At 30.2% G+C, this 19,800-nt stretch carries 16 protein-coding genes and 1 pseudogene; 11 read left to right on the top strand and 6 right to left on the bottom strand.

Features of this window, described 5'->3' with window-relative positions:
- Positions 1-534: 534 nt before the first annotated feature.
- The 9 genes from X924_RS03610 (at position 535) to X924_RS03570 (ending at position 10,688) form a co-directional block, all read left to right on the top strand.
- The gene (locus tag X924_RS03610; RefSeq protein WP_121957584.1) at positions 535-1,461 is read left to right on the top strand and encodes an ABC transporter substrate-binding protein; all 927 of its coding nucleotides are present in this window, start codon (positions 535-537) and stop codon (positions 1,459-1,461) included.
- Entirely contained in the window at positions 1,458-2,192 is a 735-nt protein-coding gene (locus X924_RS03605; RefSeq protein ID WP_121957583.1) for an ABC transporter permease, read from the top strand. The genes X924_RS03610 and X924_RS03605 overlap by 4 nt, the downstream gene beginning before the upstream one ends.
- Positions 2,177-2,878: an ABC transporter ATP-binding protein gene (locus tag X924_RS03600; protein WP_121957582.1), complete on the top strand. Its 702-nt coding sequence runs from the start codon at positions 2,177-2,179 to the stop codon at positions 2,876-2,878. Before X924_RS03605 ends, X924_RS03600 begins: the two co-directional genes overlap by 16 nt.
- A 471-nt stretch (positions 2,879-3,349) precedes the next feature.
- Positions 3,350-4,633, top strand: coding sequence for a homoserine dehydrogenase (locus X924_RS03595; protein ID WP_121957581.1), 1,284 nt, complete (start codon positions 3,350-3,352; stop codon positions 4,631-4,633).
- Positions 4,634-5,692 (top strand): threonine synthase, encoded by a 1,059-nt coding sequence (gene thrC, locus X924_RS03590; RefSeq protein WP_233186572.1) that lies wholly within the window; start codon positions 4,634-4,636, stop codon positions 5,690-5,692. It begins immediately after the preceding gene.
- Positions 5,693-6,229: 537 nt separating this feature from the next.
- The gene (locus X924_RS03585) at positions 6,230-7,243 is read left to right on the top strand and encodes an ROK family protein (RefSeq protein WP_369826019.1); all 1,014 of its coding nucleotides are present in this window, start codon (positions 6,230-6,232) and stop codon (positions 7,241-7,243) included.
- Between the two features lie 58 nt (positions 7,244-7,301).
- A complete protein-coding gene (locus X924_RS03580) occupies positions 7,302-8,552 on the top strand; it encodes a sugar ABC transporter substrate-binding protein (protein WP_121957579.1) in 1,251 nt (416 codons plus the stop codon).
- A 389-nt stretch (positions 8,553-8,941) separates the two neighbouring features.
- Positions 8,942-9,820 carry a carbohydrate ABC transporter permease gene (locus tag X924_RS03575; RefSeq protein WP_121957578.1) on the top strand — a complete coding sequence of 293 codons (879 nt, stop codon included), beginning with the start codon at positions 8,942-8,944 and terminating at the stop codon, positions 9,818-9,820.
- Between the two features lie 13 nt (positions 9,821-9,833).
- A complete protein-coding gene (locus X924_RS03570; protein ID WP_121957577.1) occupies positions 9,834-10,688 on the top strand; it encodes a carbohydrate ABC transporter permease in 855 nt (284 codons plus the stop codon).
- A gap of 552 nt (positions 10,689-11,240) precedes the next feature.
- Here X924_RS03570 and X924_RS03565 read toward each other — a convergent pair.
- The 5 genes from X924_RS03565 to X924_RS03540 form a co-directional block, all read right to left on the bottom strand.
- Positions 11,241-11,501: a DUF3783 domain-containing protein gene (locus tag X924_RS03565; RefSeq protein ID WP_121957576.1), complete on the bottom strand. Its 261-nt coding sequence runs from the start codon at positions 11,499-11,501 to the stop codon at positions 11,241-11,243.
- 384 nt (positions 11,502-11,885) lie between these two features.
- On the bottom strand, positions 11,886-12,785 hold the full coding sequence (locus tag X924_RS03555; protein ID WP_121957574.1) for a thermonuclease family protein: 900 nt from the start codon (positions 12,783-12,785) through the stop codon (positions 11,886-11,888).
- A 254-nt stretch (positions 12,786-13,039) separates the two neighbouring features.
- Positions 13,040-14,542: a hypothetical protein gene (locus X924_RS03550; protein WP_121957573.1), complete on the bottom strand. Its 1,503-nt coding sequence runs from the start codon at positions 14,540-14,542 to the stop codon at positions 13,040-13,042.
- Position 14,543: 1 nt separating this feature from the next.
- Positions 14,544-15,515 carry a glucosyl-3-phosphoglycerate synthase gene (locus X924_RS03545; protein ID WP_121957572.1) on the bottom strand — a complete coding sequence of 324 codons (972 nt, stop codon included), beginning with the start codon at positions 15,513-15,515 and terminating at the stop codon, positions 14,544-14,546.
- Between the two features lie 2 nt (positions 15,516-15,517).
- Positions 15,518-16,666, bottom strand: coding sequence for a hypothetical protein (locus X924_RS03540; protein ID WP_121957571.1), 1,149 nt, complete (start codon positions 16,664-16,666; stop codon positions 15,518-15,520).
- Positions 16,667-17,152: 486 nt separating this feature from the next.
- On the opposite strand from X924_RS03540, the gene X924_RS03535 reads away from it, so the two are divergent.
- Positions 17,153-17,785: a viroplasmin family protein gene (locus X924_RS03535; protein ID WP_121957570.1), complete on the top strand. Its 633-nt coding sequence runs from the start codon at positions 17,153-17,155 to the stop codon at positions 17,783-17,785.
- A 660-nt stretch (positions 17,786-18,445) separates the two neighbouring features.
- Here X924_RS03535 and iscB read toward each other — a convergent pair.
- Positions 18,446-19,357 carry an RNA-guided endonuclease IscB gene (iscB, locus tag X924_RS03530; RefSeq protein ID WP_255398010.1) on the bottom strand — a complete coding sequence of 304 codons (912 nt, stop codon included), beginning with the start codon at positions 19,355-19,357 and terminating at the stop codon, positions 18,446-18,448.
- Between the two features lie 125 nt (positions 19,358-19,482).
- On the opposite strand from iscB, the pseudogene X924_RS03525 reads away from it, so the two are divergent.
- A pseudogene (locus tag X924_RS03525) lies at positions 19,483-19,800 on the top strand (IS21 family transposase); the annotation flags it as partial.

The following is a 19,800-nucleotide window of genomic DNA, read 5'->3' as shown; positions in this document are numbered from 1 at the left end:
ATAAAGAGTTATTAAATATTGTTTTATAGTTGATAAATTTATCAACTTTTTAAAGTTATTATGAAAAAATAGGGACTTTAGAAATGGAAAATTTCAGAGAATGAAATTTATAACGGTTAAACTACCCTGTCTGCGACAAAGAACGTCGCAGCCACCCCTCTGGTGAGGGGAATTTCTATTACATTTACTCCTTCGTGGAAGGGGAATGGCGGAGCCCTCTCCCCTGCCTCGGTACAAGTACCGAATATTTGTTCGGTTTTGAATTTATAGCGGGTCCAGGGCGGAGCCCTCTCTTCTCCGTCGATACAAGTCCGAATATCTGTTCGGTTTTGAATTTATAACGGGTCCAGGGCGGAGCCCTCTCTCCTGCCTCGGTACAAGTACCGAATATCTGTTCGGTTTTGAATTTATAGCGGGTCCAGGGCGGAGCCCTCTCTTCTGCCTCGGTACAAGTACCGAAGAGGATTCTGAAATTTCTAAAGTGAGTAAAGATAAAAAAATAAAGATAAAAAAATAAAGGAGGAATTAAAAAATATGAAAAAAACTATGCTTCTTTCTTTCTTCTCTTTTTTGATAATATCATTGTTTTCTGTTAATCTTATAAACCCTCTTGGTCCAACTGTTATACCTGTTACAGGGTTAATGGAAAATAGAGTTCAAGAAGAAGTAGAAATAAATGTAAGTTTATGGAAAGATAACAGCGAAGCTGTTGCATTGTTAGCTTCTAATAAAGCTGATTTTGCTGTTCTTCCCATAACTGTTGGAGCTAATTTGTACACTCAAGGTATGAAAATAGTATTGTTGGGTGTACATGAATGGGAGGCTTTCTATTTAATAAATGATGGAACTTCTGAGTTTAATAATATAAAAAGTTTAAAAGGAAAAGAAGTTTATTCACCGCATGGAAGAGGTCAAACAGTTGATGTGTTATTAAGATATTTGTTAGTTCAAAATGGCTTAGTTCCAGATAAAGATGTGAAATTTTCTTATCTTCCTCCTCAAGAGATAGTTTCCCTTTTTAAAGCCGGTAAAATACAATACGCAGCTTTGCCAGAGCCTTTTTCAACTTTGGCAATAACTGGGACAAATGGAAAAATTGTACTTAATTTTCAGCAAGAATGGAACAAAGTTTCAGGTTCTAAATACGGGCTACCTATCGCCGGATTGTTTGTAAAAAAAGAATTTATAGATGAAAATCCTGATGTATCTATGTCTGTTGAAAAAGCTTTTGCTCAAAGTGTTAAATGGGCAAATGAAAATTTGGACGACTCTTTAAAGATAACAAACCAATATTTAACTATACCTATTCCTGTTTTAAAAGAATCTATGAAAAGATTGAAGTTTGAATACATATCTATAGAAGAATGTAAAAAAGAAGTTGAAAATTTCTTGTCAACTATGCATGAGTTTTACCCTGAAGGAGTACCCATTTTACCTGATGGAGATTTTTACGCTAAATGAAAACTTTTTATGGTATTTTGATGATTTTTCTGATTTGGTTCTTATTATCTTTAATTATAAGTTCTAATTTTGTTTTACCCATGCCACATGAAGTTTTAATCAGTCTTTTTCAGCAATTAAGAACTCCCAGGGTGTATAAAGCATTGTGGGATACATTATGGAAAACCATTGTAGTTTTGGTCATAGGAACAGCTTTTGGAATTGTATTAGGATTTTTAATGGGATTAAGTGAATTTGTTTATGATCTTTTTAGGCCTATGATCATGGTGATACAAGCTATGCCTGTAGTTTCTTGGCTTGCGTTTGTTGTATTTCTATGGGGAATAGGTTGGAAAGGTCCGATCTTTATAAGTACGTTATCTATATTACCAAATATTGTTTTTAGCACGGCTTCTGGTATAAAAAACACAGATGGAAAACTCATTGAAATGGTTCATTTGTATAAAGTATCTCCCAAAAAAATTTTTAGGCATGTATATTTGGCTTCAATTGTTCCTTTTATAATTGCAGCAATAGAAATATCTATTGGAAACGTATGGAAAGTTGTTCTCGTTTCAGAATTTCTTGTAGGCGGAAATGGTTTAGGTGTAGAACTTGCTTGGGCAAGACAATATGTAGATGTACCAAGAATCTATGCAATAACCTTATTGGCAGTTGTTTTTGGAATAACTACAGAGCGTTTGTTTAAAATTTTTTCACGAAGGATGTTAACACGTTGGGAAATGTACTAATTGTTAGCAATTTATCTAAAAGTTTTGATAAACTTTTAGTAATAGATAATTGGAATCTTCAAATAAAAGATGGTGAAAGAATAGTTTTAGTAGGCCCGTCAGGTTGTGGCAAAACAACCTTTTTTAGAATTATTTCTGGATTAGAAATGTATAACACGGGAAAAGTTGATATCTTTGTTGAAAAAATAGGTTATGTTTTTCAAGAACCAAGGTTATTACCATGGAGAAATGTTTTTGACAATTTGAAGTTAATTCGAGAAGATGAAAAGAAAATAAACGAGATTATCAACATGATGGGTTTAAGCAGTTTCAAATCTATTCTTCCATCCAAATTAAGTGGTGGTATGAAGCAAAGAGTAAATTTAGCAAGAGCGTTATTAGTAGAACCTCAACTTTTAATCATGGATGAACCGTTTAGTTCTTTAGATTTGAAGATTAAATTGTCGATTATGAAAGATATAAAAAAATTGTGGCTTAAAGATAGGTTTTCAATGTTGATGGTTACACACGATATAAAAGAAGCTATATTTTTGGCAGATAAAATAATAATTTTGTCTAACCGTCCTTCTAAGATACTGAAAACATTTGAAGTAAAACTAAGAGAAGAAGAAAGAGACATAACTGATAGAAGGTTTTTAGATTTAGAAAGTGAAATAACAAAGTTTGTTGTTAGTAATAATTACTGAAACGGCTTATTAAAGATTAATCTAAATTTTTAGAATAATAAAGAGCCTTGAAAAATAATGTTTTGAATTTAAAATGGGTAAATAGAATTTTAGAGACTTTAGAAATGAGAATTTTCCAAAAATGGAATTTTGAATTTATAATGGGTCCAGAGCGGAGCCCTTCCCCCTTCCTTGGTACAAGTACCTAATATTTATTCGGTTTTGAATTTGAAATGGGTCCAGGGCGGAGCCCTCCCCCCTTCTTCGGTACAAGTACCGAATATCTATTCGGTTTTGAATTTAAAATGGGTCCAGGGCAGAGCCCTTCCCCCTTCCTTGGTACAAGTACCGAAAAGTTAAAAAAATTAAGAATTAGTGAAGATTAGAATTGGGGAGGTATTTTTGAAAAAATTTAAAACTAAAATATTGGCAAAACTTAGGTTTTGAAATTTCTAAAGGGAGTAAATAGAATTTTTAAGGGAGGGTAATAAAGTGGTAAAAGTAGGTCTTCTGGGGTTAGGAACAGTTGGTAGCGGAGTTTACAATATAATTATAAACAAAAGAGACGAAACATCAAGGAAATTAGGAGAAGAAATAAAAATTCAAAAAATTTTAGTTAAGAATGTGGAAAAGAGAAGAAAATATGAAATTGATAAAAGCTTAATAGCAAAAAATTTTGAAGAAATAATAAACGATCCAGAAATTCAGATTGTTGTAGAACTTATCGGAGGAGAAACTCCTGCTTATGATTATATTAAAAGAGCCATTCAAAATCATAAAAATATTGTAACAGCAAATAAGTTAGTTATAGCAAAGCATGGTAAGGAGATTTTAAAGTTGGCTCAGGATTACAATGTAAAAATATATTATGAAGGAAGTGTGGCAGGAGGAATCCCGGTAATTAAAACATTGAGAGAAGCTTTAGTTGCTAATACTATAGATAGAGTTTATGGAATTTTAAACGGTACAACGAATTATATTTTAACTCAGATGAGTGAAAAAAATATGGGATTTGAAGAAGCCTTAAAAGAGGCTCAAAAATTAGGTTATGCAGAAAGTGATCCTTATTTTGACATAAGTGGTTTGGATTCTGCTTATAAGATAAGTATACTATCTCATTTAGCGTATGAAACATTTATAGATGTTGATTCTTTATATGTTGAAGGAATAGATAAAATAAGTAAAGAAGATATAGGAATTGCTGATGAATTGGGGTATGTAATAAAATTGTTAGCAATCGGCAAAAGATATTCAAATGATAGCTTAGATATAAGAGTGCATCCAACCTTTGTTCCTAAAACACATCCTCTTTCTAAAATTAGTGGTGTTTACAACGTTGTTCAAATACATGGAGATGCAGTAGGAGACGTTATGTTATATGGGCAAGGAGCTGGGGAAATGCCTACTGCAAGTGCAGTTGTTGCTGATATTGTAGAAGTTGCAAAAAGTATAAAGTATCAAATTAAAAGTGATAATTTTATTCACGAAGTAAATGGCCAAAATTTAATGAATATAGATGAAATTGAAAATTCATTTTATATTAGATTAAGAGTGAACGATAAGCCGGGAGTATTTGCAAAAATAGCAACTGCTTTTGGAGACAACAAAGTTAGCATCGCATCAGTTATACAAAAACATAGGTTGACACCCGTTGTTCCGATCTTCTTACTTACTCATCCTGTAGCAGAAAGATATATGAAAAAAGCTGTTGAAACGTTAAAAACATTAGAAGATGTTATAGAAATTAACAATATTATTCGAGTGGAGGGATTTTAATTGTTAACATTCTGGCCGGGAATTATAAAAGCATATCAAGAGTTTATGCCTGTAAATGAGAGAACAAAAATAATTACTCTCCAAGAAGGAAATACTCCTTTGATATTTGCGGAAAAGTTGAGTAATAAATTGAATGTAGAACTATATTTAAAATACGAAGGAACTAATCCAACAGGTTCTTTTAAAGATAGAGGAATGACTTTAGCCATAACTAAAGCTGTTGAAAATGGAGATAGAGCTATAATTTGTGCTTCTACAGGAAACACCTCTGCCTCTGCCTCTGCTTATGGAAGTAAAGCAGGTTTAAAAACAGCCGTAATAATTCCTGAAGGGAAAATTGCTCTTGGAAAATTAACTCAAGCTTTAATGCACGGGGCAATTGTTATTCCAATAAAAGGGAATTTTGATAAAGCGTTGGAAATAACAAGAGAAATAGCTAACAATTATCCAATAACACTTGTGAATTCACTAAATCCATATAGAATAGAAGGGCAAAAAAGCGCTGCCTTTGAAGTATGCGACCAATTAGGAGGAGAAGCGCCTGATATTTTAGCAATTCCTGTTGGAAATGCAGGAAACATAACAGCATATTGGAAAGGATTTAAAGAATATTATCAAGCTGGAAAAATAATGAAATTGCCAAAAATGATTGGTTTTGAAGCCGAAGGCTCTGCTGCGATTGTCAAAAATCAAGTTATAAAAAATCCTGAAACTATAGCAACCGCAATAAGAATAGGGAACCCCGTTAATTGGGAAAAAGCTTTAGAAGCGGCTACTGAGTCGGGAGGCTTTATAAATTTTGTTACAGATCAAGAAATATTGGAAACTTACAAAGAATTAGCATCGTTTGAAGGAGTTTTTTCGGAACCTGCTTCTGCAGCTTCTGTTGCTGGTGTTAAAAAAATGATAAATCTAAACAAAATTGAAAAAGGTAGCAAAATAGTTGCTGTATTAACAGGACATGGATTGAAAGATCCAGATACTGCTATAAACATGATAAAAACTCCTCAGGCAGTAGAACCGGAGCTAAATAAAATTTTAAAGATAATAGGATTTTAGGATGTTTTAGATATGAAAAATGTTTAATTCGGAATTCATAATTAAAAAAATTCTTAAAGTGTATTATTTATAAAAATATATTAGAAATCTAAAAAAAGAACGGATATTATTAAAAAAACTATAACATCTATTAGATATTATAGTTTTTTTGTTATTTTTAATTTTCATCTTGAATTTAAACTAAAAAATTTTGAGAAATTACTTTTTAAAAAGAAATATTATTTAATAATCACTTATAATCGTCCATAATTGAAGTTGACACTTTTAGAGAAAGAGTTTATAATTGTAATAGTTTCTTTCAGTAAGAAATAATGAAACAATTATACAAAAAAAGATAATTTTGTTACTAATTTAATATACGCAAAGGCTTTAAAAAAGTAGTAAAAACCACTTAAAAGAAGAAATTTTTTAAATTTAAAATAAACGTTTAAACTTGTAAAAATTTCATTCTTATTATTAAACAATATTTAGAGAAAATAAATGTTTTGATTTACATTTTCTATTTGGTAGAAACAAAAAAATAAAGGAGGCTGAAAGATAATTAATCAAATTCAAAGATCTTTTAATATTAAAAATAAAAATCAATTCGAAATTTTGAAATATATTTTTGAAAATAAGAAAGCCCTACGAACAGAGATTTCAAAGGATTTAGGATTAAGCGGTCCTACAATTAGTCGTAGTTTATCTTCTTACATAGATAAAAAAGTATTGAGAATAACAGGGAAAAAGAAATCTAAGACAGGAAGAAGATCCGATATTATTGAGTTTAGTGATTTTTATAAAATATTAGGTATTCAAATTGATAAAAATTTTATTAAATTTGGGATTTTCGGATTAAATCAAACTGTTTTTGATTTCGTAAAATACGAAATAGATACTTCTAATTTTGAAGTGTTGATAAATTTTTTTCGTGATCAAATGATTAAAATATCCGATATGGAGATTGTTGCAACAATTATAGGTTTTCCTGGTTATATATTTGATGAAGAAGTAATTTCAAGTTCAATTACTAACTGGAAATGTGAATATAGTGATGGAATAGTTAACTTGATTTCTTCTTATTTCCCTAATAGTATCATAAAATTTGAAAATGATGCCAATTTACTTGCGATAAGAGAAAAATTTTTAGAAAAAGGAAGAAAAAATATAATATGTGTTTATTGGGGTCACGGTATTGGAATGGGGTTAGTTATAAATGGTGAACTGTATGTAGGGGAAGGAATGGCTGGAGAGTTAGGACAAGTTACTTTTTATCGAAATATTTTAGAAGACCATCTTCGAAATTTGAAGCACAAAGATTTAGTTGAAGAATGGATATATATTTTAGATAGCTTAAAGTTCATTTTTCATCCTCAAAAAATCGTCTTAAACAGCCCTTTTAACGATATATTTGAAGAAGTAGTTGAAGTATATAAAAAAAAGTATTCAGAATGTAGTGGAATTAACGATGTAGAAATAGAAATTTCTACAAATGAAGAAAGAGCTATAGTTGAAGGAGCGGTTATTTTAGGTACCGAGTTATTTTTGAAAAGAATAACTAAGTTTGCATAAAAAAATAAAAAAATTTCTAATCATCACGCCGAAAGGCGATTAAAAGAGGAGGGGTATTATGAAAAAAACTTTTTTAATTATTCTTGTTGCCATCTTAGGGATAGCTTCATTTTCTCAAGCGGAATTAAACTTTATAGTAGGTCCAGAAAATTTAGAGTATTTGATTCAAAGGAATCAGGAATTTTATGATAAAACAGGCATTAGAGTAAATTTAACCGTTGTTCCATATGGTAGAGACGCTGTACCAAAATTAATAGCTTCTTTTTTAGCTGGTGGGACTCAATATGATATTTTTACCATTGATTGTGTAGATGTTCCAATGTATGCAGAAAACGAATGGGTTTTGCCGGTAGATCAATGGATTACGGAAAATATGAAAAAGGATGCATTACCTTTTGCATTAGATGGAGTAGCATATGAAGGGCATTGGTATGGATTACCTTGGGTATCCGAGTGGAAATCATTCGTGTATAATAAAGAAATAATCAAAAAAGCAGGTTATGATGTAATGCCCGTTACATGGGACGAAGTCGTAAAATTATCACAAGATCTTCAAAATGCAGGTATTGTAAAATATGCTACTGCAGGAAGTTGGGCTCAAAAAGAAAGTCTGGTGTGTGACTTTGTTGCCATATTGGCTTCGTTTGGAGGAGAGTTTTTTGATGAAAATTTGAATCCTGTTTTCAATAATGAGAAAGGTGTTCAGGCACTTCAATTTATGGTAGATATGATATATAAATACAAGATAATTAACCCTTCTTCTTTATCTTGGACGGAACTAGAGGTTTATCAAAATATGTTTAATGGCACTATTGCATATGCTATGATGTGGGGATTACCATTAGTCGATTTAGATAATCCTGCATTATCAAAAGTTGTAGGGCAATGTGAGATTGGACTGATGCCTTCTGTTGATGGAGATCATCCTTATACAGTTTCTGGGCCAATGGGGCTTGCTATTTCCTATGGAACAAAATATCCAAAAGAAGCATGGCAATATATAGAATTTTTAGCTGGTCCTGAAGGTGCTTTGGACGCTGCTCTTTATGCGGGGTTAGTTCCTGGATGGCAATCAGCATGGGAAAATTCAGAATTTAAGCAAAAGGTTCGAGGTGCGGAAGAAATGTTAGAACAAGGTATATATGTAGTAAATAGGCCTCGTGTACCTTGGTATCTTGAATTTTCACCTCTCCTTGCAGAAGAATTACACAAAGCATTGACTCTTAAATTGACTCCAAAACAAGCTCTTGATAACGCAGCTAAAGCAGCGATAAAAGTGAGAGAAGATTGGGAAAAAAGGTCAAAATAAAAGGAGCTCCGTATTTAATAGTATTTAAGTAGGTGGTAGGTAGGTCACCTACTTAATTTAATAAATTTAATACCTCTTCCTTAGGGACTTTAGAAATGAATATTTTTTAAAAATAAGCATTTGAATTTAAAATGATTAAACTATTCCGTCCGCAGCCACACCGTGGTTGCGACAAAGAGTGTCGCAACCACCCTTCTTGAGAAGGGGAATAGTGGAGCCATTTCCCTCTTCTTAGCTACAAGTATCGAAAAGGTTAAAGAAATTAAGAATTAGTGAAGATTAGAATTGAGAAGATATTTTGTAAAAATTTAAATCTAAAACATATATATAATAATAAGGATTTCGAATTTTCTAAAAGGAGCATTTTTTCCTGATGCGGAGGGTTAAAAATGAATAAAAAAAGAAAAGTGTTAGGATATTTTTTAATTACTCCTGCTTTAGTTGTAATGTTTTGCGTGCTAATTTTTCCATTAGCGTATTCTTTTTATCTTAGTTTTTTTAATGTTTCTTTGGGTAGAACCATGAAGTTGGATTTTGTGGGCTTTTATAATTATATTGATGTTATTAAAGATCAAACGTGGTGGAAGGCTTTTTTAAATACTATTTATTTTGTCATAGCAGATGTTGCCATTGGAATACCTTTAGGATTAATCTTTGCCCTAACTTTGAATAGGAAATTACCTATACGTAGTTTAATCATAGGAATAGTTATGTTCCCCTATATTTTACCCCCTATAGTACACGGGCTTATGTGGAAACTCATATATAATCCGGATTACGGGTTCCTTAACGCGACTTTAATGAATCTTGGAATTATCAAAGAACCTATTTATTGGCTTGTAAGTCCGAATTTAGCTTTGATTGCTTTAATTATTGCAAATATATGGCAAGGAACAGCTTTTGCGGTTATAATTTATCTTGGAGGGCTACAATCTATTCCTTTAGAATATTATGAGGCTGCTAGAATTGATGGATCAACTTCTATTAAGCTTTTAAGATATATTACAATTCCTCTTTTGAGGCCCTACACAAGTTTATTATTGGTTATGAAAACAATAATGACTTTCAAGATTTTTGATATGGTTTATGCTATGACAGGGGGAGGCCCGGCTGGAAGCACTAAAGTAGTTGCTTATGAAATATACCATACTGCTTTTGAAGCATTTAAATTTGGTAGAGCAAGTGCAATGTCGTATATTCTTTTAGGTATTGTAGCAGTTATAGTTTTTATCTATCAACGAATTTTTAAAGAAGAAACTTTATTATAAAGGAGAAATAGAAATGATGAAAAAATATTTAAATAAATTTTTAATAACATTGTTAATTATTATTATCGTTTTATTCTCTTTTATTCCTATTTATTGGACTTTAGTTACAAGCTTATCATACACATCAGACTTAACCTTAACAACCAAATATTGGTTCCCTCCTCGTATTAATTTTAATAATTATTTAGATATTTTTTCTCCTGCTCAAGGAGTCTATAGTGCAGCCTATGAATTTAGAATATCTCTGTTAAATAGTTTATTCATTGCGTTAATTACAACTATCATTGTATTAATTTTTGGTTCTTTTGCTGCTTATTCGATTGAAAGGCTGAAAGTACCTTTTAGAAAAGTTATTAGTTATGCAGTAGTTCTCACACAAATGATGCCCCCTATAGTTCTTGTTATTCCTCTATATTTTCTTTTTAACATGTTAGGCTTGCTTGATAATAAATTTGCTTTAATAATAATATATGTCGCTTTGAATTTACCATTTTCCATTTGGATTTTAAGCTCATATTTTAGAAATCTTCCTGTTTCAATTGAAGAAGCTGCTATAATAGATGGCTGTGGATATTTCGAAGTTTTGTGGAGAATTGTTTTACCTTTGTCAAAGCCCGCAATTTTTAGTAGCAGTATTTTTGTTTTTTTAGCGGCGTGGAATGAATTTCAAATTGCGCTGATTCTCACTACTACCCTTAGAGCAAAAACTCTCCCTATAGCTATTTCTCAATTTATGGGGCGGTTTTTAATTGATAATCCTATGTTAGCGACTTCTGGCATAATAGCTATGATCCCTCCCGCAATATTCGTAATATTATTTCAACGATATCTCATATCAGGATTGACAAGTGGAGCTGTAAAAGAATAAGAATTTAATCAAATACGTATTAAAAAATTAAGTTTCTGAAATCTCTTTTCATTTTTTATTTTATATATTTAGTAATAAAGTCAATAAAATTTTGGTCTTTTAAGGCTTTTTTAGCTAAAGTATTGTACTTATCTCCAGAATGACCTCTTATCCAATTAAAATTTACAACTAAAAATTTTATTATATAGTCGTATCAATTTTTGTAAGCCTTTATAATAATCTTATTTGTTTTCCAGGTACCTGTACACCATTTTTCTAAATCTTATCTTATATAATCATGATTTATTGTAAGTTTTTTATATCCATTTTCTTTAGTATATTCCGTGGCATATATTACAGCACTAATTTCACCTGCCACGTTTCTACTTAAAGTATGCGATTTGTTGTTTCCTACAAAATAAAATATCTTTTCTTTTCCATTTTCAATTATTACTATTCCACAACCATAAATATTTTTCTCTGTGCCGTAACTACCATCAATGTAAGTAACTAGAGAACTAAGTTAGGTTCACTTTTTGAATCGTTCTCTACATAATATTTTTTAGACATTATTTACTCTTCTTCTTTTTTCATATTGTCGTAAAAACCTTTTCTAAGGTTTTCTGTTACTTTTTTCATTTCGATATCTTCTTGTTTTAATTCTTTTATGAGATCTTCCACTTTCCATTGCGAACTTATAGGGGTTACTGAAGCAAATATAATGTTTTTTGGTAAATTATCCATGTTTTTAATTGTTTTCATGATGCTAAGTATTTGCTCTTTATTCATACCATTTATGATTATAGTTGGAATGTCTTTAATTTCTTCGTACACATTTAACCTCCTAAAAATTTATATACTCACTTTAGAAATTTCAGAATTCTTTTCGTTACAAGTAACCAAGGAATGGGAAGAGGGCTCCGCCCTGGACCCACTTTAAATTCAAAAGCTTATTTTTCAAAAATCTTTAATTCTAAAGTCCTATTGTTTTTTATACCCGCTTTAGAAATTTCAGAATTCTTTTCGGTACTTGTACCGAAAGAGGGAAGAGGGCTGTGCCCTGGACCCACTTTAAATTCAAAAGCTTATTTTTCAAAAGTCTTTCGCTAAAATATATATAACTTTTTACTACTTTTTTTATTATATCATGAATTCACTTGAAAAAAGGTATGAGGATTAAAGTTACTGTACAGTATATATAGGCTATATCTCCAAAAATCATCTTAATGATCTTCTAAATCCTGCAGCTTGAGCTTCTTCTTCCGTTTTAAACCATACTTCTGGAATAGTTTGATTATAATATATTCCACCGGGAAGATGGTATATTTTTTCTCCTTTTGAGTTTATATTTCCTTTTATTAAACCTTTACCTTGTTCATCAACATATAGTTTTTGAGTAACTGTTGAAGAATCTGTGATTGTAGCAGCTTCAGTTAAGTTGCTTAAAGAAGTTGAGTCTTGTGTGATATTTTTTTGTAAGCTCCAGAGCCCCAAGTTTTTCTCACGAGCTTCTTGTTCATACTTGATGAAATATTCTTGATATTTGACATCGGGTGGATATGTCGCTGCATTTGCATAGCCATTTAGGACAAGAATCGCATTAAACATTTTTGTTCTAATTTCTTCGTCAGTAATTTCTTTTGGCTGTTCTAACCAAATATATCTTAGTAGTCTTCCATATCGATCTGTTTCAGAAATATCTTTTTCAAGAAAAACAGTTTTACCACTCAGGTATTGTTTGGTAAAATCCGAAGCTTCTTTTCCGTATGGTTCGATTCTTGTAGTACTTTCTGGAGTATTTATTCCGATAAATCTTACTTTATAAAAATTCCCTTCTATTTCAATTTCAGCGGTATCTCCATCTATTACTCGCGTAACTATTGCTTCTTCTAATCTTATAGTACTTATTACAAGTTTTTCTTGAAAAAATTTGTCGTATAATTCTAACCTTTTTAAGTCGCTTTCTTCGTTTCTTATCTTTATTAATTCATCTACTAAGTTGTCATAAGCCTGAAGTCTTTCAAGGTTATCTTGAGTGTTTATAATATCATTGAATGTTTGTCCAATTGTCAATAAAGAAAGAAGCGAGAAAATAAGGATAAAATATACTTTTTTCATTAAAAGCCTCGCCTCCTTGTCTTGTTTTTTACTCACTTTAGAAATTTCAGAATTATTTTCGATACTTGTACCGAGGGAGGGGAGAGGGCTCCGCCCTGGACCCATTTTAAATTCAAATGCTTATTTTTCAAAAAACTCTCGCTAAAATGTATAGCTTTTTATTGCTATGTTTTTATTATATCGTGAATTTAATTGAAAGAAAGGTTTAAGAATTGAAATCGTTGTATACTATTATGTATAAATATATTAAAAAGTTAATAAAAATATAATAATCTTATGTTTTCTAATTTGAGAAAAGATTTCAATATATTTTCGTCTATTTCTTTATTTATCTTTTCTATGCTTTTGTCTTTTGAATCTTGTATTTTTGATATAAGAGACATTATTTTTTTCGCATAAGCTTCTATAGAAAATTCATTTATATTGATTCCCTGATCTATGTTTTTATTAAAAATTAATTTATCAATTTTTTCGAATATTTCTTTATTTATTTCTTTTATTTTGTGTAATTTTTCTTCTTCTTTTAAACAATATTCTTTTTGCAAATCAACGGAAAGAAAAGAAAAATCTACAAATTCTTGTGAAAAAATATTTTGTAAATCTTCTTTCAAAAGTTCTTTATAAGAATTATCAATTGGAATATTAGTTATTAAATTTTGATATTGGTTTTTAAGAAAACTCTTTTCTTTTTTGGATAATGGGACATAAAACCCATCATAATAACTTATTTTGCTTATGTTTTTAAAATCTTTTACGACCTCTAATTTCCTTGTGAAAAAGTTTTTATGGTTGAATTTAGATTCTAAATATATCATTCCAAAGCCTTCTAAAACAGAAGAAGAAAAAAATAGATCGGAAATTTCTAAAATGTATGGAAATAAAGTAGGATCTTTTGCGGAAATAGCCCATGCTCCTGCGATTTTTTCTGATTTAAAAGTTTCTTTTACTACTTTTTCATAAGGTCTTTCTTTATCGGAATTAGCAGGTAAAGTTATTAGAAGATTACTCTTTCCGTATAATCTATTTATTAAAATAGCTTCTAAAATATTTTTTCTCCTTAGTGTCCTTGTGGGATATAAAAAGTTTAGAAAATCATTTTTTACATTAAAATTTAGATTTTGAAGTATTTTTATTACGTTATTTTTATCCACTGTTTTTGAAGTATCCTCACTTTTTTTAAATTCTGCGGCATTTGGAAGATAAAAAAGATTTTCCTCAGGAATTCCTGATTTTAAAAGTCTTTCATAATCAGAAAGGTTGATTGTGGTATAAACAATATTATTTTTCACGGGATATAAAGAAAGGTTTACATGTTTTTTCACAAAATCGTAATTTTCCCATCTTGCACATTCGGGAAAATCATGTATTTGCAGTATGGTAGAAACGTAGTTGTTTTTTGTTATAAAATCTATTAAAGCGTCTGTAAATGCCGGATTTTTACCTAAATGATAGTTGTGAACCCAAAAAATAGCATTAGAGTCGTAGATTTTATTTAGTTTTTTTGAAATTGAATCTTTCAATTCATTAAAGGTTTTTTTATCAGTTTGTTCTGGATATATGTAAGACAGTTCAGGGAAATCAACAAAATTGACATTGTCATAAGTTAATATATCTTCTATCCCTTCTATTCCCATTTTTTTAGATCCAAAAAGAGTAAAATCATATTTATCTTTTAAGGCTCTAACTATGTTTTTAACAACGGTAGTTACCCCACCTCTTAGATAGTGATAATGAAATATATATATTTTATCAAACATATTAGTCGCCCCTTAAAAATTTTTGCCTGTATTCAGGAATTGTAATCATAGGGGGTCTTTCTATGCTCAAAATTTCAACGGAGTTAATAGTTCTTTCATCATCTTTTTTTTGAATCATAATATGTTTATCGTTTAATTTAGTTTTTAATTCAACTTTTCCATACTTTTCTAATCTTTTTAATGTGACTTTTGTCAACTCAAAAGCCATTTTACTTAAAGCTTGTAAAGATTGATTATCATGAATACGCAACTCAAGATCCACCTGTCCAATTATTTGAGTACCATAATTTTGAGCGATATCGATTAAATGAGCTATTTCTACTCCATAACCAACAAAAAAAGGGAGTCTTTCTAAAAGTTCTCTTCTTCCAGCATATTCTCCACTTAAAGGTTGAATAACAGTTGCTAATTCAGGGTAAAAAAGTGAAAAAAGTGGTCTTGCTACTAATTCTGTTACTCTTCCTCCACCCGAGGGTTGAACGTTACCTTTTCCAACTATAGGCCTTTCATAAAAAGCTTTTACATAAGATAATTCCGGATATTTGAGAAGAGCTCCTACAAGGCCATACACAAATTTTGGATGAATGTTTTCTATATCAGAATCGATCCAAACAATAATATCTCCCTCTAAAACGTATAAGCTTTTCCATAAATTTTCTCCTTTGCCTCTGTAAAATCCATATTGCGATAGAACGTCTTTTGAATAATAAGTTTTGGCTCCATATTCTTTAGCAATCGATACAGTTTCGTCTTGTGAACCGGAATCAATCAAAACTATTTCGTCTAAGAGAGGATACTTTTCCATAAGTTCCGATTTCATAACTAATATTTCTTTTCCTATAGTTTTTTCTTCATTTAATGAAGGAAGAGCAAGAGAAATTTTAACCCCTTGCTTTTCTTTTATTTTTACTAATTCTTTTATGTCTTGAAACTCAGAATGATGAAAAGAACGTAATAAAACATTGTCTTTCATGTCTATCTCTCCTCATCATTTATATTGACAATTTGATCGTTTATTTCTTTATTGTAAAAATCTTCTATGAATAAACTGTCTAAAACTTTTAATATTTGAATTAAACCCTTTATTATTTCATTTTTTTCAATGTATTCTGTATCATCTGATATTTCGCCCTTAGCCACAGCAAGTGAAATAGCAGGAATGCCGGATTTAATTATCAAAGCTTCATCTTTTTCAAGGGGAATGAATCTTGTTTGTAGTTTCAAACTATTATGAATATCTTTTATTTGTTCGATTAGAGGATGGTTGACCGGCAGAAAACTTGTTGGTATATAAGATAATAGATTTAATTTAATTTTTATTTTATATTTATTAGCTAATTCAGCTACTGCAGATCTTAAATTTTCACTAATTATTTCTAAATCTTGATCTCCTTGGCTTTTTATCTCTAATATAACTTGTGTGTAGCTTTCAAAACTTTCAAGTTTTAATATGTTTACTGATGTACCTTCCATATTAGAGTTTTCTTTTAAGCTTGAAGTTAGATTATAAAGGATTTCTAATGTAGAAGGGGATTTTATGGATTTATGAATGGAATTACGAGTTAAAAGTCTAAGATTGTATAAATATTTTCCTAAGGATCTATTGCCTAAATCTCCTAAATTAATACCATTAACTTTTATTGCAAAATCAAAATTTTGTATTTGCTCTTGTAAAAATTCTCCTAATCCCGAAAATTTATTTTTTCCACTTTGATTCAAAAATAAAAAAATTACATTGTTATCAAGCCTTATTTCTTCTAAATATAAGAATTTTATAATCGTTAATAAACTTGCTATTTTAAATGAACAAGAAGCTATTCCTAAACCTTCAATTTTATCTTTTTCCACTCTTACAAATCTTTCAGTGAGGGGATTCTCAATTTCATCGATAGTCGTAAAAACTAAAATAGTTGATTTATTTTTATCAAAGATAAAAGGTAAAAATAAATTTCTCTTAGAATCTTCTTCCCAGTTTTTTATGCCTAATTCCTTTATTTTATCTAAAATGAAATTTTTTTGTTCGTCCAACATTTTCAAAGGCAATTGATTGTAAAGAATCGCCGTTGATAAAAGCTCATCCTCATATTTTTCCAATTTCCATAATTTATTTTCTAAATTAAACATTTTAATTTTCACCTCTCTTTTTTGCGATTTAGGAATTTAAATCGCTATAAATTCAGAAGTTTTTATAGAAACATATGTATTTTTCAAGATTACTTATTTTTGGTTTATATGAAACTAGAAAAAAAGTAAAAGAAAAATGCCCTTCCACAAGGCTTTAGATAAAAATAAATTTTATTAAAAATCTGCCAAATAAAGATAAATAACTTAAAATTTTAAAGCGTAAGAAAGGGATTAAAGCAGCGATAATTGTAAGCAAAAAGCGATTTTATATAATACTCACTAACATTATAACATAAAATGACTAATAATGTCAAAATAACGTTATATTACATTAAATGTTCATGAAAAGAATTTTGGTATAAATACCGAAAGCGTATAAAGACGCTCTGTGCGAGTATTTACAAAAAACTGAAAAATATTTATTAGAATAGAGTATGATAAAATTAAAAAGGTTGTAGAAAACATTATATTTATTGGAGTTAAAAAATGCAAAAAAAGTTCTATGCAGTTAGAAAAGGAAGAAAAACAGGTATTTTTGAAACATGGGAAGAATGTAAAAATCAAGTTTACGGCTTTCCAAACTCAGAATTTAAAAGTTTTAAAACAAAAGAAGAAGCTAAAGCTTTTTTAGAAGGGAGTAATTCTCTAAATCATTCAGAAATAGGTTCATTAATTGCTTACGTAGATGGAAGTTATGATTCTACTACAAAAATTTATGGAAGTGGGGTAGTACTTTTAGAAAGAGATAGTAAAAAAACCTATAGTTTTGCCGGAAACAATCCTGAATATGCAAAGAGCAGAAACATTGCAGGAGAAATAAGTGCAGCTATTTATGCAATGGAATATGCAGAAACTAATAAATATGAAAAACTTATAATAAATCATGATTATATAGGATTAAAAAAGTGGGCAAAAGGAGACTGGAAAACCAACAAAAATCTAACAAAAGCATATAAAAACTGTTATGAAATATATAGTAAGTTATTCATAATAGAATTCAAATGGGTTAAATCACATTCGGGTGACTATTATAACGATTTAGCAGATAAACTTGCAAAAGAGGCGCTAACGGACAAAAATTTCAAAGATTTAATTACCAAATACAAATATATAATGTAAATTTTGTTTTTATTATATCCTCCACAACGCTCAAACTTACCCACTTTAGAGATTATGAAACTTACATTTTATTGATATTTTAAGTTAACTTTTATAAAAATAACTTCATAACTCTTTCTTACTAACTCCGAATTTCTTTAATTTTTCGCTACGTGTAGCGAAGAAGAAGGGAAAGGACTCCGCCTTAGACCCACTATAAATTCAAAAGCTTTTTATTCATTTTCCTGCAAGAAGACTCCCACTTCTGTAAGTGGGGGATGAATTGCAGTTATAAAACATACTAAATCCTTTCCTAAACATATAGGGCTTAACTAAATCTGTTTTGACTGGCTTAGACATTTCCATTAGCTTAATATATTTACCTTTGTTCTGTACACCTTGAACTGAATATTTTTTGCCCTCAAAGATAACGATATCTTTAGGCTGATAAGCGTATCTTTGCTTACGAATATTTCTTCTGCCTTTTGATTTTTTAGCTCCACGATACTTATGAAGATTTTCTTCATTTAAGTTTTTGTTTCGTGTCCTTCTACCACAGAAAAGCTCTTGTCCTGTTTTAATAGACTTATCTCTTATATCAACATATTTTGCATCATAGAACTTTTCGAGTGAACGATTGTTTCTCCTAATTTGCTCAAAATAGATAGGTTCTATTCTCTGTTAATTAATTCCACCTGCTATGCAAAATGAATCGTTATAATGTGTCTTTTCCAAAGCATGACTTACTCTTTTGGATTTTGTAATATAACCGTAAGTGTAGTCACACATCAGCGCATTGACCAGTTTCCATCTTATAGTAGACATAAATGTTGCGTCATTTAATGGTTTTTGAACAGGCTTCATTCCATACAATTTACCTCCCTCTTTATGATTATTAGGATTGTGGCATTTGGTGCATAATGTTATTAGATTGCCTGGCCTATCTGTTCTATCTTGTTTCCAATAGCCTATATGATGTACCTCAAGTATGGTGTTTTTCTTGCCACATAGCTGGCAGGTATAATTATCTCTATACAGAACGTATTCTCTTACATTCCAAAAATCTTGTTGTTCACCTTGTTGATAACCTTCACCAACTACGTTTGGGTTTTTAAGCTTATGAGTATTAAAGTTAGCTACTTCTACAACTATGTTAGCTATAGGCAATACCTTTTTAAGATAATTAATAAATCTAACATGAGAATCTAACTTGTGTTTAATAGAGGGCGCTAACCAACCTTCTTTCTTAGATGAAATTCTAAATCTAGGTTTCCTATATCTAAGTCTATTGCGCCTAATTCTACGATACATCCGTCTTTCTTTAAGAAGCTCAGATATATCATTTCTTAGTTTAACTTCACCACATATTAATTCCTCTTTTTCTGTTACAGCAGAGAAACCTACGTAGTTATAACCACTATCTATACCAAGTGAGATGTTTTGTGTATAGCTAGTAGTTTCATATAATAGCTGAATAGTGAAAGGTTTAACTTTAACTACTTTAGCAAGCTGTTGTTTTAAGAGACGTCTAACTTTGCCATGCCTTTTAGTGGGCATCAAAGGATCACCTTCAACAGATAATACATATACCACACATGTAAATGATAAAATAAAAAGGTATAAAAAGTTGCAAATAAAAATGTACAGAAATGAACATAAAAATGGTATCCTTCTTTAGGAGAGGAAATAGAAAGAAAAGGAGGAGAAGGATACCAAAGATGAAAGAATTAAAAAAGCAAATAGAAATAATAAAGGTGATGGGAATGAAGCCGAACTTTTCTGAATTAGCAAGGATGTATGGGATTGATAGAAGGACAGTGAAAAAGTATTATGAAGGATATGAAGGTAAGCCAAAGAAAAGGAAGAAACCAAGCAAATTGGATAAGTATTCAAACGAAATCAAGATAAAGCTTTCGATAAAGGGGGTTACGATAAGAGCAGTATATGAGAAATTAAAAGATGAAGGATTAGATGTAGGGACATATTCCAACTTCAGTAAATATGTAAAAAGGAAAGAGTTGAAACCTGAGAAAATA

It is taken from the genome of Petrotoga sp. 9PWA.NaAc.5.4 (assembly GCF_002895485.1).
Lineage (GTDB): Bacteria > Thermotogota > Thermotogae > Petrotogales > Petrotogaceae > AZRK01.
This window is presented reverse-complemented; position numbering and strand designations above follow the sequence as displayed.